General features: G+C 62.3%; 27 protein-coding genes, 3 pseudogenes and 1 riboswitch. Of the genes and pseudogenes, 11 read left to right on the top strand and 19 right to left on the bottom strand.

Annotation, left to right across the window (positions count from 1 at the left end):
* Nucleotides 1-24: 24 nt before the first annotated feature.
* Nucleotides 25-225, bottom strand: a riboswitch (cobalamin riboswitch).
* A 137-nt stretch (nucleotides 226-362) separates the two neighbouring features.
* The 5 genes from LRP59_RS00600 to LRP59_RS00580 all read right to left on the bottom strand — a co-directional run bounded on the left by LRP59_RS00600 (nucleotide 363) and on the right by LRP59_RS00580 (nucleotide 4,740).
* Nucleotides 363-1,595, bottom strand: a complete 1,233-nt coding sequence (locus LRP59_RS00600) for an MFS transporter (protein ID WP_002533002.1) — start codon at nucleotides 1,593-1,595, stop codon at nucleotides 363-365.
* 6 nt (nucleotides 1,596-1,601) lie between these two features.
* Nucleotides 1,602-1,826, bottom strand: coding sequence for a hypothetical protein (locus LRP59_RS00595; protein WP_002514547.1), 225 nt, complete (start codon nucleotides 1,824-1,826; stop codon nucleotides 1,602-1,604).
* 75 nt (nucleotides 1,827-1,901) lie between these two features.
* Nucleotides 1,902-3,002, bottom strand: coding sequence for an NADH:flavin oxidoreductase/NADH oxidase (locus tag LRP59_RS00590; protein WP_002514546.1), 1,101 nt, complete (start codon nucleotides 3,000-3,002; stop codon nucleotides 1,902-1,904).
* 52 nt (nucleotides 3,003-3,054) lie between these two features.
* Entirely contained in the window at nucleotides 3,055-3,333 is a 279-nt protein-coding gene (locus LRP59_RS00585; protein WP_002514545.1) for a YciI family protein, read from the bottom strand.
* A gap of 213 nt (nucleotides 3,334-3,546) precedes the next feature.
* Nucleotides 3,547-4,740, bottom strand: coding sequence for a MarP family serine protease (locus LRP59_RS00580; protein WP_002514544.1), 1,194 nt, complete (start codon nucleotides 4,738-4,740; stop codon nucleotides 3,547-3,549).
* Between the two features lie 133 nt (nucleotides 4,741-4,873).
* Here LRP59_RS00580 and idi point away from each other — a divergent pair, with 133 nt between their 5' ends.
* Nucleotides 4,874-5,473 (top strand): isopentenyl-diphosphate Delta-isomerase, encoded by a 600-nt coding sequence (gene idi, locus LRP59_RS00575; RefSeq protein ID WP_002514542.1) that lies wholly within the window; start codon nucleotides 4,874-4,876, stop codon nucleotides 5,471-5,473.
* 6 nt (nucleotides 5,474-5,479) lie between these two features.
* Here the strand turns inward: idi and LRP59_RS00570 are convergent, their stop codons facing one another.
* The 5 genes from LRP59_RS00570 to LRP59_RS00550 all read right to left on the bottom strand — a co-directional run bounded on the left by LRP59_RS00570 (nucleotide 5,480) and on the right by LRP59_RS00550 (nucleotide 10,249).
* Nucleotides 5,480-6,394, bottom strand: coding sequence for an isoaspartyl peptidase/L-asparaginase family protein (locus LRP59_RS00570; protein ID WP_252236800.1), 915 nt, complete (start codon nucleotides 6,392-6,394; stop codon nucleotides 5,480-5,482).
* Nucleotides 6,395-6,546: 152 nt separating this feature from the next.
* Entirely contained in the window at nucleotides 6,547-7,923 is a 1,377-nt protein-coding gene (locus tag LRP59_RS00565) for a HAMP domain-containing sensor histidine kinase (RefSeq protein ID WP_002520726.1), read from the bottom strand.
* A gap of 50 nt (nucleotides 7,924-7,973) precedes the next feature.
* Nucleotides 7,974-8,666, bottom strand: coding sequence for a response regulator transcription factor (locus tag LRP59_RS00560; protein ID WP_312845841.1), 693 nt, complete (start codon nucleotides 8,664-8,666; stop codon nucleotides 7,974-7,976).
* Between the two features lie 2 nt (nucleotides 8,667-8,668).
* Nucleotides 8,669-9,709, bottom strand: coding sequence for a cyanophycinase (locus LRP59_RS00555; protein WP_002514538.1), 1,041 nt, complete (start codon nucleotides 9,707-9,709; stop codon nucleotides 8,669-8,671).
* A 63-nt stretch (nucleotides 9,710-9,772) separates the two neighbouring features.
* On the bottom strand, nucleotides 9,773-10,249 hold the full coding sequence (locus LRP59_RS00550; protein ID WP_002514537.1) for a low molecular weight protein-tyrosine-phosphatase: 477 nt from the start codon (nucleotides 10,247-10,249) through the stop codon (nucleotides 9,773-9,775).
* Nucleotides 10,250-10,262: 13 nt separating this feature from the next.
* On the opposite strand from LRP59_RS00550, the gene LRP59_RS00545 reads away from it, so the two are divergent.
* Nucleotides 10,263-10,469, top strand: coding sequence for a hypothetical protein (locus LRP59_RS00545; protein WP_002519513.1), 207 nt, complete (start codon nucleotides 10,263-10,265; stop codon nucleotides 10,467-10,469).
* Nucleotides 10,470-10,505: 36 nt separating this feature from the next.
* Nucleotides 10,506-10,799: a hypothetical protein gene (locus tag LRP59_RS00540; protein ID WP_002514536.1), complete on the top strand. Its 294-nt coding sequence runs from the start codon at nucleotides 10,506-10,508 to the stop codon at nucleotides 10,797-10,799.
* A gap of 156 nt (nucleotides 10,800-10,955) precedes the next feature.
* Here LRP59_RS00540 and LRP59_RS00535 read toward each other — a convergent pair whose 3' ends face one another.
* Nucleotides 10,956-11,771 carry a CAMP factor family pore-forming toxin gene (locus LRP59_RS00535; RefSeq protein WP_002514535.1) on the bottom strand — a complete coding sequence of 272 codons (816 nt, stop codon included), beginning with the start codon at nucleotides 11,769-11,771 and terminating at the stop codon, nucleotides 10,956-10,958.
* A 170-nt stretch (nucleotides 11,772-11,941) separates the two neighbouring features.
* Here LRP59_RS00535 and LRP59_RS12190 point away from each other — a divergent pair.
* Together LRP59_RS12190 and LRP59_RS00530 are read left to right on the top strand one after the other, a co-directional pair.
* Nucleotides 11,942-12,136, top strand: a pseudogene (locus LRP59_RS12190) (endoglycoceramidase); the annotation flags it as partial.
* Entirely contained in the window at nucleotides 12,110-12,478 is a 369-nt protein-coding gene (locus LRP59_RS00530) for a hypothetical protein (protein ID WP_370530981.1), read from the top strand. The pseudogene LRP59_RS12190 and the gene LRP59_RS00530, both read left to right, overlap by 27 nt.
* A 367-nt stretch (nucleotides 12,479-12,845) precedes the next feature.
* Here the strand turns inward: LRP59_RS00530 and LRP59_RS00525 are convergent, their stop codons facing one another.
* Entirely contained in the window at nucleotides 12,846-14,348 is a 1,503-nt protein-coding gene (locus tag LRP59_RS00525) for a cellulase family glycosylhydrolase (RefSeq protein WP_002514533.1), read from the bottom strand.
* Between the two features lie 594 nt (nucleotides 14,349-14,942).
* Here LRP59_RS00525 and LRP59_RS00520 point away from each other — a divergent pair.
* A complete protein-coding gene (locus tag LRP59_RS00520; protein WP_002514532.1) occupies nucleotides 14,943-15,962 on the top strand; it encodes a triacylglycerol lipase in 1,020 nt (339 codons plus the stop codon).
* Nucleotides 15,963-16,139: 177 nt separating this feature from the next.
* On the opposite strand, the pseudogene LRP59_RS00515 reads toward LRP59_RS00520, so the two are convergent.
* The 3 genes and pseudogenes from LRP59_RS00515 to LRP59_RS00505 form a co-directional block, all read right to left on the bottom strand.
* Nucleotides 16,140-16,460, bottom strand: a pseudogene (locus LRP59_RS00515) (integrase core domain-containing protein); the annotation flags it as partial.
* Nucleotides 16,461-16,496: 36 nt separating this feature from the next.
* Nucleotides 16,497-16,655, bottom strand: a complete 159-nt coding sequence (locus LRP59_RS00510) for a VOC family protein (RefSeq protein WP_002514530.1) — start codon at nucleotides 16,653-16,655, stop codon at nucleotides 16,497-16,499.
* Entirely contained in the window at nucleotides 16,624-16,860 is a 237-nt protein-coding gene (locus tag LRP59_RS00505; protein ID WP_002519509.1) for a hypothetical protein, read from the bottom strand. Before LRP59_RS00505 ends, LRP59_RS00510 begins: the two co-directional genes overlap by 32 nt.
* A 65-nt stretch (nucleotides 16,861-16,925) precedes the next feature.
* On the opposite strand from LRP59_RS00505, the gene LRP59_RS00500 reads away from it, so the two are divergent.
* From LRP59_RS00500 to LRP59_RS00490, 3 genes and pseudogenes are all read left to right on the top strand, one after another.
* Nucleotides 16,926-17,255 carry an HTH domain-containing protein gene (locus LRP59_RS00500; RefSeq protein WP_002519691.1) on the top strand — a complete coding sequence of 110 codons (330 nt, stop codon included), beginning with the start codon at nucleotides 16,926-16,928 and terminating at the stop codon, nucleotides 17,253-17,255.
* Nucleotides 17,252-17,428, top strand: a pseudogene (locus LRP59_RS00495) (hypothetical protein); the annotation flags it as partial. The gene LRP59_RS00500 and the pseudogene LRP59_RS00495, both read left to right, overlap by 4 nt.
* A gap of 178 nt (nucleotides 17,429-17,606) precedes the next feature.
* On the top strand, nucleotides 17,607-17,903 hold the full coding sequence (locus tag LRP59_RS00490) for a WYL domain-containing protein (RefSeq protein ID WP_002514528.1): 297 nt from the start codon (nucleotides 17,607-17,609) through the stop codon (nucleotides 17,901-17,903).
* Between the two features lie 46 nt (nucleotides 17,904-17,949).
* Here the strand turns inward: LRP59_RS00490 and LRP59_RS12050 are convergent, their stop codons facing one another.
* Entirely contained in the window at nucleotides 17,950-18,198 is a 249-nt protein-coding gene (locus tag LRP59_RS12050; RefSeq protein ID WP_002524180.1) for a hypothetical protein, read from the bottom strand.
* Here LRP59_RS12050 and LRP59_RS00485 point away from each other — a divergent pair.
* Nucleotides 18,180-18,455, top strand: coding sequence for an ABC transporter ATP-binding protein (locus LRP59_RS00485; protein ID WP_002514526.1), 276 nt, complete (start codon nucleotides 18,180-18,182; stop codon nucleotides 18,453-18,455). The genes LRP59_RS12050 and LRP59_RS00485 overlap by 19 nt on opposite strands.
* Before the next feature lie 243 nt (nucleotides 18,456-18,698).
* Nucleotides 18,699-18,947, top strand: coding sequence for a hypothetical protein (locus LRP59_RS00480; RefSeq protein WP_002520720.1), 249 nt, complete (start codon nucleotides 18,699-18,701; stop codon nucleotides 18,945-18,947).
* A 213-nt stretch (nucleotides 18,948-19,160) separates the two neighbouring features.
* Here the strand turns inward: LRP59_RS00480 and LRP59_RS00475 are convergent, their stop codons facing one another.
* From LRP59_RS00475 to LRP59_RS00465, 3 genes are read right to left on the bottom strand one after another with little or no spacing between them, the layout of a single operon-like run.
* On the bottom strand, nucleotides 19,161-19,892 hold the full coding sequence (locus LRP59_RS00475) for a 5'-nucleotidase C-terminal domain-containing protein (protein ID WP_074025733.1): 732 nt from the start codon (nucleotides 19,890-19,892) through the stop codon (nucleotides 19,161-19,163).
* A complete protein-coding gene (locus LRP59_RS00470) occupies nucleotides 19,820-20,155 on the bottom strand; it encodes a 5'-nucleotidase C-terminal domain-containing protein (protein WP_002532997.1) in 336 nt (111 codons plus the stop codon). The genes LRP59_RS00475 and LRP59_RS00470 overlap by 73 nt, the downstream gene beginning before the upstream one ends.
* A 33-nt stretch (nucleotides 20,156-20,188) precedes the next feature.
* Nucleotides 20,189-21,223, bottom strand: coding sequence for a bifunctional UDP-sugar hydrolase/5'-nucleotidase (locus tag LRP59_RS00465; protein ID WP_002520718.1), 1,035 nt, complete (start codon nucleotides 21,221-21,223; stop codon nucleotides 20,189-20,191).
* Between the last annotated feature and the right edge of the window lie 269 nt (nucleotides 21,224-21,492).

The following is a 21,492-nucleotide window of genomic DNA, read 5'->3' as shown; positions in this document are numbered from 1 at the left end:
GCGAGATCGCGAACCGGGCCCCGCGGTTGCGGGACCACACCTGGCAGGTCTTCGGGCTCATGAGCTCGTCCTGATCGGACTCCTACTAGCCGTCGCTTCCCATGCCAAAGCACAGTGCGTCATGACGGCGGTCGTTCTCATATACCGCTGCGGGGCAGCTCCGGATTCACACCGGATTCCCTCTTGGCCCGTGCGAACACGGGAACCACGTGCATTCGTCACTATATGAAGGGCGAGCAAGGGGAGTCAACGGAGGATATTCCCGGGCCTCGCCGTCGGCAGTTTGGCTTCGTAGCATCGTGTTCGACCGCCTGAAACGTTGGAGAAATCACCGCGTACCGGGGCGAGTAACTGCCGCTTTGTTAGTCGTGCCCACCCTTCGTCGGCGCATCCAGGTGTGACGCAGTCCGTGTGGTCAGCCCGAAGAGGATCGTAAGGAAGGTGACCGCGGACAGCGCCGTCACATACCCGATGAAGGCGGGGATCGCGTCACCCTGTTTCGCCCACACGTAAATGAGTGGAGCCGTGCCGCCGAACAGGGAATTCGCGAAACCATGGGCCATCCCAACACCCAGCGCCCTGACATCGGTTGGGAAAAGGTCGGACTTCACAACTGCGGAGATCGAGGTATATCCGGTAAGGAAGATATAGCCCATGAGCAGCATGAGGAATGCAGTTACGGGCTTGCGGGCATGCGACAGACAGGTCACGAGAACCCAGGTATAAACGACTCCACCGGCGGCAAAGAAGAGCAACACCGGTTTGCGTCCGATCCGGTCACCGATGAGGCCTCCCAGCGGTTGCCCGAGCATGAGGATGAATAGGGCGATGAGGTTGACCGCGGTTGCCGCCATCGGAGTGCTGCTGAAAGTCGAATGGACGATATTCGGTGCATTGACGGTGTAGACATAGAAGCACAGGGTACCGCCGCTGGCGATGGTAAAAGCCAGGAGGAAGTTACCGAGATGGTTTCCAAAGAGCTCTTTCAGACTTCCTGACGAGCTGTCCTCACTCGACCGCACGGATTTAAGATGTTCGGTACTCAGCGATTCATCCATCGTCTTCTGCATGAAGAAAACGATGAGCGCTGCGACGCCACCGATGAAGAATGGGATGCGCCATCCCCAGGCATGGATCGTGGCCTCACTCATGAGGGAGGACAGCAGGAGTAGGACGGCCTGGGCTGTCACTAAACCACCCACGAGGGTGAAGTACTGGAACGAGGAGAAGAAACCGCGGTGTCCCTTGGTGGAGGCTTCTGACATGTAGGTGGCCGAGGTGCCGTACTCACCTCCTGTGGCGAATCCTTGCACGATACGACAGATGAGCAACAGGATCGGGGCCCCCACTCCGATGGTGCCTCGGGTGGGCAACACGGAGATGACGAGGGAGCCGACGGCCATGATTGTCACTGCCATGGTGAGGGCGGACCGGCGTCCGTGACGGTCGGCCCAGCGACCGAAGAACCACGATCCGAACGGCCTCATGATGAAGGTCGCCCAGAAAATCGCGTAGATGTAGATGCTCTTGTGCGGGTCGTCAGGCGAGAAGAACTGGTCCTCGAAATAGGCTGCGAACGTCGTGTACGTGTACACGTCGAACTACTCGACGAGGTTGCCCATCGACCCCTTGACGGTGTTCCATACTGCGCGGTACACGTCCGATTCGCTGCGTACTGATGCTGACCTGGTGCTCTGTGCGTCTGACATCTCGTCCCCCGGCATTGGCGGGACCGCATCAACTCGTCGGGCGTGGCGATTGCGGTAGGTCCCGACGGACACGGCCAATCGGCGTGGAGTCGTCATCGACATCGCCGATTCGAGCACTATACGTGTGCCTGGGGTCACGTGACGAACTAATTCTCAGCCACGCGCGGCCGACCGTGGTGGTGAAACCGACTGTCACCGCCAGGCGCCGCGGAATCGCGCCGGGTGCCACGGGGCCTCCTCGTTGGGGACGCCAAGTTCGTGGGCGGCGCGCAGTGGCCAGTTGGTGTCACGCAGGGCTGCCCGGCCAACCATGACGGCGTCGGCACACCCCTTGTTGAGTAGATCCTCGGCTAATTCGCCGGTCCAGATCATCCCGACCGTGGCGGTGGGAACATCCGCCTCGGCGCGCACCCGAGCCGCTAAATCGGCCTGGTATCCCGGGGCTACCGGGATGGGGGCTGACGAATTACCACCTGAGGAGGCATCCACAAGGTCGACGCCAGCCAAGGCGAATCGACGCGACAGCTCGATCGAGTCCTCGACTGACCAGCCATCGTCACGCCAGTCAGTGACCGAGAGGCGGGCCAGCAGAGGCATGTCGTCGGGAATAGCCCCACGCACCGCGTCAGCGACCGCCAACGGCAGACGGACTCGTCCGTCATAATCGCTTCCCCAACCGTCAGTGCGGGTATTGGACAGCGGCGAATAAAACTGATGTAGCAAGTAGCCGTGGGCGCTATGAATCTCGACAGCGTCGAATCCGGCTACCACGGCACGCGATGCCGCAGCCCGGAAGTCGTCAATAATCTTCGAGATGCCGTCCTCGTTAAGGGCGGTGACGGGCGACCCGGCGTACTGCTTGCCATCGGCGGGTGCGGCAGTTGGACCGACAGGAATCCAGCCGCCCTTTTCGGGAGGAACCACCCCGCCATGGAAACCCGGCCACCATTTCTCTGTGGAGGCTTTCCGGCCAGCGTGGCCCAACTGGACAGCAATCGTGCCGCCAAGCTCGTGGACAGCGTCAGTGATGGTGCGCCAAGCTGCCACCTGGGCGTCATCCCACAACCCGGTGTCACAAGGGCTGATGCGGCCTTCAGGGCTGACCGCAGTGGCCTCTGCGACGATGAGGCCGAAGCCCCCCACAGCGAAAGATCCATAGTGGATGAGGTGCCAGGTGCCGGGAATTCCGTCTTGAGAATCCACGGCATACTGGCACATCGGCGGCAGCCAGGCGCGGTTGCGAACCGTCAATCCACGAAGGGTGAGGGGTTGGAACAGCAGCGGTGACGTCATGACTCCATAACATCACGTGTTTCAACCCCCGAGCCCTCTGCTGCCGCCGGCCTCAGACGTGATGGTGGTAATTCGGCTTCCACTCGCGAACGGAGGTTACTTTGACGGCCGTCTTGGGATAGGGGTCAGCCTCCAGTAAGTGGTTGAGGACGTCACGGTCAGGCACGGTATAGATGAGCACCGCCCCGCTTCCGTCGGCTAACGGGCCGGCATTGGCGAGCTGGCCACGCTCGCGCATGACGTCAAGGTTCTCCAGATGGGCCGGGCGCGCAGCCATGCGCTCCTCGGAATGGGCGGGATCGTAATGGGTTTCGACAATGAAAACAGCCATGCAGGGCATCCTAATCGCGTCCGAGGACCATGTCGTGGCGGACATGTTGCCCTTGACATGGGTTGCCATCGCGTGCCGCATGGCCAGCAGTCGTGAACCCGATTGCCACACGTGCGAAAGACCTTGTCAGAGTTGTTTTGGGTTGATGATAGCCGCAAATGTGCGCAGCGCTAAGAGGCGCCTGGTTGGTTGGGTGGCCAAGGTTTTCCGGATTCAGGCGACACTGCAACGCCCGGTCGATGCCGGGGCGGAGTCATACGTACCAGACCTGATGAGCTGCCGGGTTTCTCGGTTGGTGAGGGCGTAGCCGGTTTGCGGTTGCGAGGTGGACCTGGCGAAGATCGTGCCCGCCACCTTTCCGTCGGTGGTCAGTAATGGACCGCCTGAGTTGCCCGGTTGCACGGTGCCGCGCAAAGACAGGATCTCGCGGACGACATCGTCGTCACCGTAAATGTTCTCGCCACGAGCCGTTATTGCCCCGCGCACTCGCGCAGCGTTGACTGTGTACGGTCCGTCCAGCGGGAATCCGGCGATGACCGTCGAGTCCCCGGCGTCTACCGATGAGGTCATTGTTAGGGCAGGAGCCTTAAGTTTAGGAACAGCGAGCACGGCAAGGTCGAGGTCGGGGTCGTAGGCGACGACACGCGCTCGCAGGCGGGCGCCTTGGCCTCCAACCTGCACCGTCACTGTGTCAGATCCGGCGACCACATGGGCGTTGGTGACGACGCGGTGCGGTGAGCTGACCCATCCGGTGCCCTCCGAGGCCCGGTCACATTGATGCGACAGTGATCTCACTTTGACGATGGACCTCGCCGCTTGTCGTACTCCAGGGCTATTGGCGGCGGAGTCGTCGGGGGCATCTCCGGGCAGACGAGGGTCCTGACCGGTAAAGACCTTCGGGAAGGTATCGGCCATCTGGCCGATAAGCCGTGCCGCTTCGTGATTGATTTGGGGTGGAATTGCGCGGTTGGTGGTGTTGATGACGGCTGATTCGTCAATAGCCTGAGTCCATTGGGGAGGCAGAAGTGGGGCCAACGCCGTTGCCCCCACCGCCACTACCAAGGCCGTGGCGGTCGCAGACAGCAATGCGCCGCCAATCCGGTCAAGGGCCCCTAACCCTGCTGTCTCAGAGGCGTGGCATATGCGGCGGGCGAGCCCATTACAGAGGCCATGGATGACTTCGACGATGACGAGGACGACGCCAAAGCGTAGTGGTCCGGTAGCAAGCCAGGACGATGAGTTGTTGGTGATCCGGGACACGATATCTCCCGACGCCCACAGCCCTACCCAGACTCCGCCAATCAAGCCGATGAGGCTGGCGATCCCAGAAATTGCTCCTCGGGTCCATCCGCGCAGGGCGCGGAGGATGAGGATCACCGCGAGGGTGATGTCGAGGATGTGCGCCATGGCTCTCCCATCAGGGGTGGGTGGACGGATCAGCAGCGTCTCAATCGTGCCTAGGAGGCGACATTGGGCCAATATCGTCAAGCTACAGCGTATTCGACTTCGCGGGACTCGCGGTTATTGGTAACTTGACGTCATGAGTCATCATGATGGCGAGAACGTGGGGACGAGCGCGGATTCCGGTTATGACGATTTCGTTATCCTGCTTGACGATGACGGCAACCACATTGGAACCGCTCCCCGGGCGACCGTCCACAGTCAACATACCCCTAGGCATCTCGCCTTCTCGTGTCACGTTCTTGACGTAGGCGGTCGGGTACTTGTGACCCGGCGCGCTTTGACGAAGGTGGCGTGGCCAGGGGTGTGGACCAACACCTGTTGTGGGCATCCACGTGTAGGGGAGACGATTATTGACGCCGCCGTGCGTCGTACTCACCAGGAACTCGGACTCGACCTTGATCCGCGTCGGATGCGCGTCGTGCTACCAGATTTCTCCTATCGCGCCACCGACTCCGGGGGCATCGTGGAGGACGAGTTCTGTCCGGTTGTTGTTGCCCGATTGTCCCTGCCAGAGGAGCTCGTCGAACTTAACCCAGACCCTGACGAGGTTGAAGAGGTGGCCTGGGTTGGTTGGCAGGACATGTATGGCTTGGCCCGGTCAATGCCGGCCCTACTGAGTCCCTGGGCCGTTGAACAGATACTGGAGTTTGGGCCCGATCTTCCCGTGGTGCGCTGACCTTCACTACACCGAGGTGAGAACTTCGCCGTGGTCTGGCCAGGCAGCCAGCATCGACGCTGACACGTGGCAGACTACCAATCGTTCACAAGAGTCGATGGCGATGAGGCCACCGGTTGCTGGGGCGTGGCCAGTGAGGCGCGATGAGACCTCGTCGGTGAGGGCTCCCAGAGCTGCGCGGTCGACGGGCTGTCCTGCCAGTCTCATCTGCGCGTCAACCTCATGAGCTACTACCCTTTGGAGGAAGGCCTCACCATCGCCGGTGCAGGAGACTGCCACGACTCCGTTGCGGGCGAAAGTGCCGGCCCCGATGACCGGAGAGTCCCCGATGCGTCCCTGCGACGAGGCGACGATCCCACCGGTTGAGGTGGCTGCAGCTAGGTGTCCGTGACGATCTCGGGCAACCGCCCCGACGGTGCCGTGTTTCGGGGCGTGCTGTCGTCCGGCTAGCACCCGCTCTAACTGATCGCGGCGCGCTTGGGTGACGAAGTACTCCGGTGGCGCGACCTCAAGACCCCAGTCTTGACAGACCTGTTCGGGCGGGTCACACAGCAACACATGGGGTGAATCCGTCAGAACCTTATGCGCTAGTTGAATCGGGTTGCGGGCGTGACGTGAGCAGCACACCGCCCCGGCGTGTCCGTCTCCAGTCATGACGGCGGCGTCGGTTTCGACGGTTCCGTTTGCGGTGAGAACCCCACCTCGCCCGGCGTTGAACAGTGGATCGTCTTCCATCGCTGTAACGGCTGCGATGACGGCGTCACAAGCACTAACGTCGAGGGCTCGCTGCCCGGCTGCAAAGGCCTGACGCAAGGAGCGACGAAACGTCTCGGCTTCCTCTCCAGTACGTGACGGGACGTTGCCGGCCCCACCGTGAATGATGAGGGTAGGGCCGGGTTGATCGACGACGTGACTGGTCATAACAGGATCGTAAGGCTGGTCACGGGTTGATGTCACTAAGGGTTTATCCACTGGTTCTCACCCCGCCTGTGGGAACGACATTGATGTGTTTTGCCCAGCCGGACCGGTTTTCCACCGGTCTCCTGTGGATAACTCGCTAGCTGCGGTCACGATCATGAGGACACCGTGGGTTCCTCAACCGGAGGTTCCGCCCGCGGCAAATACATCGTGAACATGGCGCCACCACTTGGGGCCCGCGACGCCTTGATCCAACCCTGATGGCTAGTGACGGTATGAGCCACAATCGACAGACCGAGGCCGGTTCCGGGGGTGTTGCGGGCGCGATCAGAGCGGTAGAACCGGTCGAAGATATGAGGAAGATCGGCTTCTGTGATGCCAGGTCCTTCGTCACTGACGATGACGGTGTCGCCCTCCATAGTTACCGTCACAGTTCCACCGGCGGGCGAGAACTTCACCGCATTATCGAGCAGGTTGGTGACAGCCCGCTCCAAGGTGGCCTCGTCACCCAGCACCAAATGGGACTCCAGGTGGACGTCGAATTCCAGGTTCGGGCCGCGTCGTCGTCCCCTCTCGACTGCTTTAGACACCGCATCTGACAAGTCGAAATACTCCGGACGCGGGGGAGGAGCGTCCTCGCGCGAGAGCTGGACGAGGTCGCCAATGAGGCTGGAGAACTCACCAAGCTGGGCGGCCACGTCGTCAAGGATCTCCCCGCGTGCTTCCTCCGGGAGCATGTGGCTCTTCTGGTCGGCCATCAGCAACTCGACGTTGGTGCGCATCGAGGTCAGGGGGGTTCGCAGTTCGTGGGAGGCGTCAGCGATGAGCTGCTTCTGACGCTCCCGGGAGTTCGACAACGAGGACAGCATGTTGTTGAACGACACGGCAAGATCGCCTAGCTCATCATGAGAGTGGACCTGGATGGGCGTCAGATCTTCGGTGGTGGTGACGTGATGAACAGCTCGCGAGAGGTCGCGCAAAGGGCTGGTCGCAGAGTTGCCTGCCACATATCCAGCGATGGCGGTGAGCACGATGCCCACGAATCCGGTGCCGACGAGGACGATCCATAGCGACCCTAGGGTGGCCCTGGTCCCGGTGAGGTCCTGGCCTGTGACGAGAGCGTAGTGGACGCCATCTGAGATGAAGGGGACCGCGACGATACGTACCGGAACACCGCGGGAGTCAATGACGGTGTGTGCTTTAACCCCGATCCCGGTGCGGGCAACTGCTAGCTCTTGAGGTCCCGTGGTGACGGTGACCTCAGCTCCAGGGGCCGTGGTGACTTGGCCGTCGGCGCGTACCAGGATGAGGGTGGTGTTGGTGGCGGCCAACGAGCTGGCTTCCAAACCACCGAGGTTTTGAGGATCGGCGGCGACACTTGGCGAGATGGTAGTCGCCATTCGGGTGAGCTGTTCGTCCAGCTCGCTATACAGCGAGATGCGCGTCATGAGCCATGCCGACAAAGAGGTCAGAGCGACCGCGACGACGACAGACGCCGATACCAGGAGGCTGACTCGACGCCCCATGGTCATACGCAGGGGACGCGGGCGCCAATCGAGCAACCTCCGCCACCAATGACGGATCACGGATTCGCTTCCCGCAGCACGTACCCGACACCGCGGACGGTGTGGATGAGACGCGCCTCACCATTGTGCTCGGTTTTGCGGCGCAAATATCCGATATACACCTCAAGGGAGTTCGCAGTGGTCGGGAAGTCGAATCCCCACACCTCATGGAGCAGCCAGGACCGTTCCAGCACCCTCTCCGGATTTTGTAGGAAGACGGTCAGCAAGGCGAACTCGGTACGCGTCAGACTGATGCGACGGTTCCCGCGGGTGACCTCGCGGGTGGCTGGATCAAGGGTGAGGTCAGCGAAGGACAACTGCTCAGGGGCTTCGTCCGGACCCGGTTCGGGGCGGGAACGGCGAGTGAGGGCACGCAGTCGGGCGAGGAGCTCGTCGAGGGCGAACGGCTTGACCATATAGTCGTCGGCACCAGCGTCTAGGCCGTCAACGCGATCGTCGACAGCATCGCGAGCGGTGAGGATGAGGATCGGCACGTCGTTGCCGTTGCTGCGCAACATCCGGGTGGCCTCTAAGCCATCCAGACGAGGCATCATGACATCCATGATGACGGCGTCGGGGTGGCTTCCGGATAGATGGGCGAGAGCCTCTACACCGTCAGCGACGCTATCGACCTCGTAACCGCTGTATTGCAGGGATCGAGCGAGGGACTCGCGCACCGCGCGGTCGTCATCAACGACGAGAATGTGCATGCTCATGGCCTGACGTCCTCCGTCGGGGTCGGTGTGGCGGGTTCGGTGTCCGCACTGGGTGCGGGGATGGCCTCGGTAGGAGCTGTCGCCTCATCGGTGGGCGCGGCTTCATCAGTGGTGTCGGCTTTCGCCTTCCGGGCACGGCGCCGCTCTTGAGCGCGCTGACGGGCTTCCTTCTCGCGTTCTTCCTTGTCATGGGCGGCACGAGTGGCAGCAGCTACCTTGGCTAGACCCTCGAAACGGAGTTTCGGTGGGGGAGGAGTTGATTCAGGGGCGGTCGCGTGCTGGGAACGCACCATGATGCCGTTGACCTCGCGGGTAAACCACCGAACCAGGCCTCGTCCCATCACTTCGGTATGGCCAGTCGATGCATCGATCCGTAGGCAGGTGGCTTCATCAACAGCGACCGCGGCGGGTACCATTCCGCTCTCAACTGCGGAGATGAGCAGGCCGTCGCCAGAGAGGGTGTCGTTGTGGGTGGTGACGGTCAGACTGACGAGCCCGAGGCCCTCGACGAAGGTGACGTCGTCAAATCCTTCAGCTCCGGCATGCTGGCCAACTTGACGACCTCGTAGCTTCCAGCCACCTGCCAGGGCGGTGACACACGGGGTCATTGCGCCGGCGGAGAAGCCGAGCCAGGGAGCACCGCCGCGCACCAGCATCGAGAGCTGCTCGGCGGCCGGTGCAAGACCGTTGATGTAACTGGGGACGGCACCGCCGTCGACGATGATGCCGGCAAGGGCGTCGAGATTGTCGGGGAGCTGGAAGGACTCGTCCTCGGCCCACAGCGGGGTGGCCGGGTCGCCCACCGTCGGGGCGGTACCCGGGCCGTCGAGGTGGATGGTGAGGATGTTCGCGTCAACCCACCGGGAGGTGACGATCCGCGTCAGTTCGGCGGCGTGGTCGGCGGACTCGGAGGGCGGACCGGCCACGACCACCGCAATCGGAGCATCAGCATTGTGATGGCGGGCCTGGGAGACGAACTCGTCATAGACCTCCACCAGTGAGTCGTCGTATCCTCCGCCGACCAAGAACAAGCTCATGGGAACAGCCTATAGTGCCGCAACGATTGGTCTCGGGGGACCAGCGCCATGGCGGGGAACTGGTCAGGCCAGTGAGCGGACCTCGTCAACGATTCCGGGCATTGCGGCCTCGATGGCGTCGAGGGTGTCCTCGAACCCGTCGGCCGAGCCATACCAGGGGTCCGGCAGGGAGGTGCCAGGGGTGCAGTTGGGGTCGTAGTCGCGGATGAGACGGAGGTTGTCGGCGTCGGGGGCCATTCGCTTCATCATCTGGATGTGGCGTGGCTCGGCGGCTATGACGAGGTCGGCGGACATGATCTCGGACCCGTCGATCTGGTGAGCATTGTGGCCCGAGCAGGGGTATCCGTGGGACTTCAGGACGGACCTGGCTCGCGAATCCATCGGGCCGCCGTGTTCCTCATCGCTGACACCGGCGCTGGTGATGCGAGCGTCCAGGCCTTCGTTGGCGAAGACCTTCCTGGCGACGAATTCAGCCATCGGGGAACGACAGATGTTTCCCCAGCACACGAAGATGACGGAGGATGTGTTCTGGTTGCTCACAGGGGTTCCTTCCATGGTCGGTGGGTCCAGTCTGCCTGGTGTGGGGAGGCTCTTGCCGGGGTTCATACTCGCGGCGAACTACACGGAGCTGCCAGGAGATGCCCCGATTCGGCGATGCGAACGTCAACAGCGAGATTTTTGGGCAGCTTTGGATGACGGAGACTTGAATCCCAGACCGATATACTCCCACCTGCAATATCCTCAAACCACGAGATCCTGAGTCACGACCGACCGCGAACGAGGGGTTCAGCTGGCCATGCCCGTTGGGGTCACCTCCCAGGACTGGGCCACGCAACTTGGCTTAGACACCGCGGCACCCTGGCGCACCGGAGCACTCGACGTCACCCGCCAAGCCACTGCCAGTGGCCACTTCGTCAACGCCCGCTGCTACACCTCGGAAACCGAACGACGCAGCGTGCTGGACTCTGGCTCCACCACGACAACCAATACCGCCCGAACCCTTCTGGGCAACGACGCCGAACGCCTCTCGACGCTGCACCGATTGGACGCGTTCACAGCCGTGACCGTTCCTGAACGGTCACGGCTGTGAACTCTCGTGTGCCACAAATGATCCACCAAGTGGACGACCCGTGGGGCGAATCCGTCGCGGACCAAGCCCTGGACGACACGTCAATAGGGGAGAAGAAGACCGGGCTCACGGGCAAGGCGAGCCAGTCTCCTTCTACGGAAGTCCCGGGAGGGTGGGTCAGTTGGTACGCAGCTTCCCATCAGCCGGCCCCCGGTCCAGAGTGGCCTGGAAAGCGAGGTCCAGAGCCTTCACCTCGTCGTCGACCTGCTTGACGGTGGTGGCGGGATTGAACCACACACCGGTTGCGTGGGTGAGTGCCTTGTTGATCGCTTTGTACCCCTCTGCGTTCTTGCCGAGGAGGTACTTGTCACGGTTGATCCGTGTCTGCCAGATCTTCGTGTTGAGGCGGTTCTTGACGTACACGGTCGCCGCGTCGGTGGGCTTGAGGTCGCGGTAGGCCGCGACCTTCGCGTACGTGGACAGCACGTCGGCCTTGCTCTCGGCCAACTGCGCTGCGGTGCTGGTTGGGTTGATCGTGCGGATCAGGGCGCGTGTGATTGAGAAGCCCAGCTCGACGTGAGCAGCCTCCACCTTGTTGACCAGGTTATGGTTGGCCTGCTGGATGGTCTTCACGCTGGTGGTCAGCAGGTCGACACGAGCCGGGATGGTGGACAGATCCACCGGCGGCACCTTGCCGGCAATGATCGACTCGATCGCGGTGCGCAGTTCGAAGGCCGTGTCGAGGAGCTTGCGGATCTCCTCGCCGTAGTTGACCTTCGGAGCCTCGCTTGCGGGAACCTGCGCCTGGGGCATCTTATGCAGCTCGGCGATGCGGGCATTGACCTGCGCGAGCGCCTGCTCGGCGTCGACCTGGGCATGCTGGCGCGCAGCAGACTGGCTCACCGGAGCTGGCGCCGCCACGGCGACCGCGGGCGCCACCGGTGCAAGCACTGCCCCGGTCAAAATCGGGATGATAAGAGCCGAACGCTTCATGGGAATCCTCCTCGAGGGATGTGGAACAGCCATTGGGGCCGATCAGTGACTATCAAAGTCCTTCTCTCGTCAGAACCCCTTACTAACCTCCCCGCCACGATTGTGAACGAAAGTTATTCAATCTGACCGGAAGCTCTACTCATTCCTCGGATTTGTTGTTCGCCACAGGTATGGGCATTGCCGCAGCAACACCGGCAACTGCCTCGCCGGCGGATACGGCAGCGCCGGTTTGCGTTGTCGCTTCACGGTGGACCACTCAGTGACGCTGGGTGACCGACGTACAGCGCCGCGTGGTCATCACAGAGGGGATTAACGTCGAAGGCGTCAAGCTGGCGCTGATCGCCGTTCCCCGCCCGGACCGTGTCGCGGGCACCCCGTCCGCGAAACCTCCCACGGTCACGAACCTGCCGACTGCGGGAGTTGTATCTGCCATGGGGTTATACCTGCTCACTGCCTCAAACGTGCTGACTCTCGTCGGCGGGGTAGCGGCGTCGTGCCTATTCCTCATTCTGGCAGTTTCCCTCGCTGTGGTGGTCGTGCGTTTCAACGCCCTGCTCACTCCCCATGCCCACGCGCTGCAGGTGACGTTGGAGTGGCTGACCGTCCTCGTGGCGCTGATACTGGGTATCACACGCCAGTGGACTCGGATATATCGCGTATATGTCAATGGGAAGACCGAGAGATTCCACCACGCCTTGACCGATTAGCTGAGCTTACGTCCGCTTGCTACACCTCTGAGGCTGAACGGCGGGGTGAGTTCAGGGGGCTGAGCACGCCACTACAACTATCACCGGCCTCACATGGGCTACGGCAACCAGTCACCTTACCCGATTGGTCACCGTCTCAGCTGCGTGGCGGCAGTATGGCCCTAAGACGGCAGTGGCAAGCGTGGAACGTCAAATATGCCTTGGCCGTAGTACCCTGCGAGGATACCTACTGTTCTCCATGGGGGCCGGAGGTGGTGCTGCCAGGTGCATCCCACGACACGAAAAGGACCGGCCCACCCCAAGGGGGAGGGCCGGTCGTAAAAGTGTCTGGGAGACTTATAGGTCGGTGCTGAAGACGCTTGAAGGGTTAGCGCAGGGTGATCGTGACCTTCGCCGTGGCACTGCCTTGGTTGAGGTGCAACCGCGCCACCCGGTCGCCTGGGTGGGAGGTGACGTGGGCGCCGGACGCTTGCACGTCGTACCCGTGGGGCGCTGAGATGGCAGGGACCACCACAGTCGTCTCGTCCGACTCCTCCGCGCTCGACCCGTCGGGCCGCTGGGCGGTCCAGGTCATGGTGAACACGCGTCGGGACCGGTCGTGGTGGTACGCGGATGGGGTGCCCGCGACACGGTCCGGGTGGGGAACGGCGATCAGCGCCAGCTTGGCGCTTTCGACGTTGGTCCCCTGGGGTGGCCGAGCTGGGTCGTCGACGAGGGCTTGCTCGGTGCCCGGGCCGGCTGTGGTGGGATCACCGGCAGTGTAGGCCCACCACTGGACGCCGACCCGGTTGCGAGCTGCCAGGTCCATCTGGGACGTGATCACCGCGGGGGTCGTGATGGCGCCGAACTCGGTGAGCATCAGCCCCGACCCGGTCTGACGTGAATGCTTCTCTGCGTTAGTGAAGACCCGGTTGTCGGGCGCAGTGCATCCGACATAGGAGTGGAGGGTGGCCTGGCTGGTGCAGTAGTCGTGGAAGCTCAATCCCAGGTTGGATCCCGTGAGCCGGACGTTGGTCCCGACACCTATGTTGAAGAACTGCATCGGCTCGTACCAGACAGTGGTGGCCTTGTCGACCGAGCGGATCGCGTCGACAGTCTTCTGCTGGACGGCCGACAGTCGCGCGTCAGCAGCGCGGCAACCGAGCTGCGTGAGGCACCGCGTGTAGCGGTGGCCCGGGAACGGCTCGTTGAACAGGTCGTAGCCCTGCACGCCGGGCACGTTTCGGAAATGCTCGGCCACATGTCGCCAGGCGCTGGCGTAGTGGTCGGCAACACCGATGCCGTCGGAGGCCTTGGCGTTGTCGTAGAAGGAGTCGAAGGAGTATTTGACGGCCTCGTTGAGGAAATAGTTGCCGGGGAAGCCCGTCTTGACGATGTTGGGCATGCCGTGGTCGAGCGCGGCCCAGGCAGGCCACCCCTCCCCCTGATACTTCTCGTTGACCATGTCCTGATGGAAGTCGAGGACACTGGCGATGCCGTGGGCGTTGAGGATCCGCACGGTGCGTTCGACCCGGGCCAGGTAAGCGTCGTCGTAGACGCCCGGCCGAGGCTCGACGCCGGCCCACAGCACCCCCAGCCGGACGCTGGTGAACCCCTGCGCCTCGAGGAAGGCTGCGTCGTCTTCACCGAAACCGACGGCATCGGGGGCGTAGGGGGCGCTCTTGGCGACCTCGTTGATCCCCTGCGTGATGACCACGCGGTGCTGGGCGTCGGTCACCCAACGCCCCTGGGTGGTCCACCGTGAAGCGTCGACGCGAACTGGCGCTGCCGTATCCTCCGGCGAGGCAGTTGCCGGCACTGCTGTGGCAACGCTCATCCCTGTGGCGAACAGGGACAAAGCTACAAATCCGAGGGCAGACTTTCGACGCATGGCAATTCCTTCTTCTAATGTCAACTACCAACAGCCGCCAGGATGAATCGGGCTGGAGATGACTGGCGAGGTACCAGCATATATGAAGAGGGCTCTTCGGTGGGGTGACGAGCGTGATACACGGAGCTATAGCGCGCCAAGTAGCCGCGAAATTAGCATGACCGGCGGGCTCACGAAAGTATAGCGTTCGATCATATCAGATAACTTTCGTTCACAGTTGTGCGGTTATTATTTCCTGCATGGAGCCTTAAGCTGGGGATTGGATTGTGTGGATAGCTTCAGTTGGCCTTAGTATGGCGCCTGTCTGGCTAGAAGGCCAAGGGGCTTGCCGCAGGTCATATCGTGGAACGCCGAGGGCAAGCAGCAGGACACCCTACGGGGAGTTGCGCCCCCGCTGATCCCCACCGCCAAGTCGTATGGAATCTCTCGGGGGTTACCTTAGGGGCGTTGACCTCACTGACCGAGTTAGGAGAATTCTCAATGTGATGTATCGTTTAGGCTACCCCTTGAGATGAAATTTTTGTAGGCTACCCTTTTCGAATTGAATCAATATGATTCACGAAATTCGCCCCGTGTTCCGCTGAGGAGTCACTGATGAAGATCAACGCACGATTCGCCGTCATGGCCGCGAGTGTGGCCGTCCTGATGGCTGCCGCGCCGATTGCGCAGGCTGTTACTTCGCCGGGGGATATCCATCCCTTGGTCCAGGCAGCCCACAGCCCCGACGGTATTCCCGGTAACGGCGTCGGGCCGGAATTCCATACGTCGTCGATGGCGCGTTCCTACAGCGAGAAGCACCTGGGTGTGGCGCCGCGGGGTGTGAACGACTTCTCCTGCAAGGTCAAGCCCGGCGACCGACCGGTCATCCTGATTCCCGGTACTGGCGGCAATGCGTTCGCCACATGGTCCTTCTACGGACCCCATCTGGCCCATGAGGGGTACTGTGTCTACACCTTCACCACCAATGTCCCCGTGGGGATCCTCGACGAGGGCTGGGGCTTCACCGGTGACGTGCGCGCCTCCGCGCAGGCGCTGGGTGCCTTTGTGGATCGGGTCCGGAAAGCGACGGGCTCTGAGAAGGTCGACTTCGTCGGACATTCGCAGGGTGGCGGCATCCTGCCGAACGCCTACATCAAGATGTATGGCGGAGCGTCCAAGGTCGACAAGCTGATCGGACTGGTGGCCGCCAACCACGGCACCACCGCCGTCGGTCTCGACAAGCTTGTCGACGGCCTGCCCGAGGCTGTGAAGGATTTCCTTAGCACGTGGAGCTACGACCACAACATGGAGGCCTACGGCCAGCAGCTCAAGGGATCAGCGTTGATGCAACAGGTTTACCGTGACGGCGACACCGTCCCGGGTATCGCCTACACCGTCATCTCCACCCGGCTCGACACGACGGTCACGCCCTACACGCAAGCCTTTCTCAAGGGCGCCAAGAACATGACCGTGCAGGACGCCTGCCCTCTGGATACCTATGGCCACGGCCGCCTACCCTATGATCCCGTCGCCTACCAGATGGTGCTCAACGCCCTCGATCCGAACCACCCACGAGAGATCTCCTGCACGTGGCGGCCCCGGGTTCTGCCCGTATCCACCACGGATGCTGCATGAACTGTGGCAGGTCAGGGTTCTCCAGCGCCGTGCGGCGTGGCCACCAACCACGACTGTGGTGACAACGAACAGTAGCTCGGTCCCTGCCTTGTGCCGGGCGGCGCTGCCATGTCGTCCATCAGGGTTAGGTCGTGGTGGGCGCGTCGTCTGCGTGGGTGACTACCTGTACGTTCACCTCTAAGTGAACTGACCGGGGATGTTGGTCAATCGTGAGAAGGGCGGCTGGTTCCCGCAGGCCGGGTGGGGCCGGTGGTGGTTGTAGTATTGCAGCCAGTCGCCGAGCTTGCCACGGCGCTCCGCCTCGGAGATGTAGCAGCGGGCGTAGGCCCAGCCGTCGGCCAGGGTGCGGTGGAACCGTTCGATCTTGCTGTTGGTCTGCGGCCGGTACGGGCGGGTGCGCTTGTGCTTGATGCCGAGCTCGTTGCAGGTGTTGCGCCACAGGTGTGAGCGGTAGACGCCGCCGTTGTCGGACAGGACCCGCTCCACGGTGACGCCGCGCTGGTGCTCGCCGCCACGTGGGGATCGGTTGTCGGGTCAGTCGACGGGGCTGACCCGGATGAGGTTGCCGTCGGGGTTGGCGATCACGAAGGTGCGGCCGAACACGTCGTCGTGCGGTTCCTCGGTGACGTGTACGCCCTTCGCGACCCCCTCTCGGTAGGCGTCATCGACCGCCGCGGACGACCGGGGGACCATGAGTCCGATCTCGCTCGTGCGGGGCGTGTCGCGGGTGGTGTCCCCTTTGCCCGGTCCAGATGGCGAACAGCACCCCGGGTGTCACCTCGAAGGCGACGTAGCGCGGGCTGGTGAAGTTGGGCTCGATGTCGAACAAGTCGCTGTAGAAGGCGGTGGACCGTTTGGCGTCGCTGACGTAGGTCAGGAACAGGTTGGGTGCCGACATGGGTGTCTCTCGGGTCAGTGGATCATTTGGCACTAGCCGATCACCAAAACAGGACAACTCATGTCATGTTTTCTGCGAGGATCGGGGCCATGAAGTCCTCGAGGCTGTTGTCGATCCTGCTGCTCCTACAGACCCATGAGCGGATGACGAGCCAAGAATTGACCCGACGATTCGAGATTTCACCGCGCACGATCCTGCGTGACGTCGAAGCATTGCCAGTTGCGGGCGTTCCGATTCACACGGTGGCGCGATCGTGCTGGACGGCCGGGCTCGGCTGGACGTCGCTCGTCTCGATCCGGGAGAGCTTCAGCTGCTCACTGTCGCGGGGCTGGACGCCGACCTTCTTGAGCAGGTCGGGCTGCAGGCAGTCCACGCCAGCGCCCAGGAGAAAATGACGGCCGTCGCCACGCGAGGACAGGTGCTTGGTACCCCGCCCCTGTCCGAGGTACTCCTCATCGACCCATCAGGGTGGTTCACGACCGGAAAGGAACTCGGCCTGCTGACCGCAGCGAGAGAGCGACGTCGCATCCGCCTGTGCTACCGACGGAGCGGAGAAACCAGCGGGCAATGGCTCACCGCGGACCCGTACGGGCTCGTGAACAAGGCTGGCTCCTGGTATCTCGTGGCCGACGTCGATGGGCACCCCCCGCATGTTCAACACCAGCCGTATCGAAGAGCGCGATCCCCTCACGGATGTCGCGGTGCTCCGACCAGACTAAGACCTGCGGTCGGTATGGCACGACCTGGTGACCAGCTTCGAGCCGACCCCCGGCGTCGAGGTGCATGCGCTGCTGCGCTCAACCCGCCTGGACCTGGCCCAACGAATTCTCGGAACCCGCATGGCCAACGTCACCTATACCGAGGATGCGTGGACTCTGATCACTGTCCGCTACCCCGATGTCGAATCGGTGCGACAGCTCCTCTATCTCGGCGACCACATCCGCATTCTGAACCCAGCTGAAGCGGTCGAACAGTTCCACGACCTCGCCGCCCAGATCATGCGAGCTCACTCGACAAACAGCTCAACTAACGTCTCCGGTTAGTACATCTCAGGCGCCTCGTTGGTCGCCTTGCCGCAGGAAGGGACGATCATCCGCGTCGGCACGCACTCGGAGCTCTTGGCGACAGTCCCGGAGTACCGAGAGCTGCTGAGCGCCTACGACGCTGAGCAGGGGGATGTCCGGCGAGTCCGTGGAGAATCCGGGAGAGGAGGTTGATCGCGACCGACGGGAAGGCTGAACGCGACAGCACTTTCGAGATGTCCACCGCCGAGGAGAAGCGCGCAGCAGAGGACCAGCGCATCGCCGAGCTTATGGGGCATGGGTCCGACGGCCGCATGTCCGCCGTCCTCACCCCATCGCCACCGGTGCCATGCTGCTGCTTGTCATGGACTGGCGACTGGGCCTCATCTGCTGGCGTCGCTGTTCTTCGTCTCACCGCTGGTGAAGTGGTTTTCGGCGGAGTCGAGCCGCACATTCCGCAAGGTCCGCAACGCCTCGGCCCAGGTCATCATCCAGCTCTCCGAGACGATGACCGGCATCGAGGCGGTCCAGGCCTACTATCGCGAGCCGCGTAATCAGGAGATCTTCACCTAGCTGGCTGACCGGTGTCGCGGCATCAGTGTCCGGGCGATGCGGCTCTTCGTGATCTTCATGCCGGGCATCACCTTGATCGGCAACATCACCGTCGGCCTCATGCTGCTCACCGGCGGCTACTTCGCCTTGCGCAGATGAACGACGGTCGGTGTCCTGACGACCTTCCTGCTGTACCCTCGTCAGTTCTTCGAGCTACACACCTTCCAGTCGGCATCCTCGTCCCTGTACGCTCCCTCGGAGCGTTTGGTGCAGCGGGCTTTGGGGACGATCCCTGCCGACCGGACCGCCGTCATCATTACCCATCGTCTGTCGACGGTGGAGATTGCCGATTGGGTGCTCGTGCTGGAACACAGCCAGATCCTGGAGAACGGATCCCCGGCCGAGCTGGAGGCCCAGGGAGGACGCTATGTCGGGCTTCACAAGCCTGGTAGGAGTCACCTGCCTGACGGCGACGTACCCGAGGCACACCCTGAATCCCGGAGGCGGGATTGAATACCGTCCTCGCCACCATCACGTGGTGCGGTAATCGCGATTCTAATGGTGGTTGTTGCTGCGACAAGTGGCAGCACTCACGGTCATGACCGGCATTTCCACCACGTCGGCAGACTTCATCTCTTTGCTGCCCCAACTCAGACACACAAGAACCCTGGCCCGGGACCCCCTCAGGCCAGAGTTTTTCAGTATGAGGTTGTGTCGATCCTCGGATCAGACACCAGTTTTCGGCAGGCCGGGTTTGCCGTTGCTGGAGCCTTTGTCAGATCCGGGGGTTCCTAGATTGACGTCGTGGCCCGGGGTGCCAGACTGGCCCGGTTTCGGGGCCGGGATCACAGCGCCACCAGGATGATCGCCGGACGGTACTGACAGCTTGGCGGCGAAGCGCACCGTGGTGCCGGAATCCGGGAAGGTGAAAACGGTGGTGGCCTCACCGCTGACCAGCCCCTTGGCGGTCGGTACTTTGACGGACACGGAGGACCAGCCGTCCTTAACCGGAGTGGTGGCGACGTCGACGGTCTTGTCGTCCTGGACGATCTGGGCCTTCATGATCGTGTTGACTACAGCATCCTTGGAGGTGAAATCCACGGTGTCGGGGGCAACAGCCTTATCGGCAGGTTTACCGAGGGTGAAGGTGGTGTCCCTGGACGTGCCCTCGTGGAGCGAGGTTGTCAGGGAGACAGCGCGTTTGGCGAAGTCTGGCTTAAGGGTCTTGTGGGCCTTGATCCAATCCACCCAAGCGGATAGGCTAATCCTGCCGCTATCGACGGGTTTAGAACCCTTGGCTAGCTCCGTGAAATTGTCTCTACCGGCGATTAGGAAGGAACCGGAACCCACGGAGTAAGTGCCTTTGGGGTCGATCGGCTTGCCGTTCACCCACACGGAGGTGATGCGTTCGCCCTCCTTGCGGGACTCATCGTAGGTGTAGGTGACGTTCGAGGACACGCCGAGCTGCAGGTATGGACGTGACGGAACCTCGCCGTCCCGGCGCGTTGCCACTGCTGCTCAAGCACCTTCTTGAACTGGGCGCCGGTGATTCTGGTGGTCGTCAACGTGTTAGCGAAGGGGAGTACCTGGGCTGCCTGCTTGTAGGTGATGTCCTTGTCGAGCAGAGAGGCGCGGGTTCCACCGGGGTTTTGTAGGCCGATGAAGTTCGGGTCGTCTTTGCCCAAGGTGTCCTTGAACATGTCGGCGACCATATTGGTCATCGTCGATTCACGGTCGCGGACCTCGGCGCCGAACTACTGATCGGATGTGTTCGACGGCGTGGTGATCGGTGCGGTTTCATGCCCAATGACGGTAGTGCCAGCCTTGTCCGACTTGGCCTTGGCGTCGTCGTAGATCGAAGAAATCTTGGCGATCGTTGGGTCGTCAGCCGGGGTTGTGGCCGGGGCAATGAATGAGGCGCCGGTAGAGCACAGTTTCTTCTGCTGTGAATTCCACGCCACGTTCACCTTGGCCAGGTGCTGGCCGTAGGAGCCGGCCTGCAGGAGCGGGGCGCCGGCCTTGTCCTTCCACGAGTACACCTGGTGAGTGTGGCCGTTGAAGACGACGTCAACATCGGTGGACGTGTCAGCGTAGACCGGTGCGAAGTTGCCGCCCTGGCTGGCGGCATCCCCGGAACCGTCGGCAGCGCCTTCGTGGTATTCGGCAACGACGACGTCGGCCAGGCCCTCGCTCTTGAGACGCTTGGCCTCGGCATTCACAGCCTTAACCGGATCACCAATGGTGAGGTTGGAAATGCCGGCGGGGGAGACCAAGGAGGGCAGGTCGTGGGTGACAGCGCCGACGACACCGATGCGCACCCCATCCTTGACGATGATCGTCGATGCTTTGAGGGGAGCCGCCACTTTCGTGGTGCCCTTTTCGTAGACGTTGGCGCCGAGGTAGGGGCTGTTGAGGTGAGGCACGATGCGCTCGGCTAGGTCCTTCCAGCCCTTGTCGAACTCGTGGTTGCCGACGGCATTGGCGTCGACACCAGCGGCGTTGAGCACGTCGATGGTGGGCTCGTCGTTGAGGGAGCCAGACTCGAAGGTCGATCCACCAACGTTGTCGCCAGCGTCGAGCAGCAGGACCTTGTCGGCTCCGTTGGCGTTGCGGGCCTCGACGACAGGGGTGAAGAGGTTGGCTCCGGTAGCGATACGGCCGTGAAAGTCGTTGAAGTTGAAAATGTCGACGTTCTTGTCGCCATTGCACGACGCGACCGGCGCGGACGAGGTGCCACTCGTGCTCGGTGCTGCGAAAGCTGGCTTGGCAACGAAGCTGCTCGCGGCCATGCACAGTACCGATAGGCCGATAATGCGAGCCCTGCGTCGGTGATTCATGGGTTCCCCCTGGATTCGTCCGAATGATGCTGTGTGCCTGAAGGCGTACAAGGCTAGCTTCGCTTATTTTTGGCCGTCCTGGCAATGGGTCTGGCGAATTTCATCGCCAGGAATTCGCTGTGTTGGCACCTTGACCTAAAAGCGGCCAAAGAAAGATGAGGCAAATCTGCTTGCGTTGAGCCACCACCGACGCTGTCCCCGATCAATGTGCACAGGTCGAC

It is taken from the genome of Cutibacterium sp. 37298, from assembly GCF_023838685.1.
GTDB lineage: Bacteria > Actinomycetota > Actinomycetes > Propionibacteriales > Propionibacteriaceae > Cutibacterium > Cutibacterium acnes.
The sequence above is the reverse complement of the archived record's forward strand: the minus strand, read 5'-3'. Positions and strand labels throughout refer to the sequence as shown.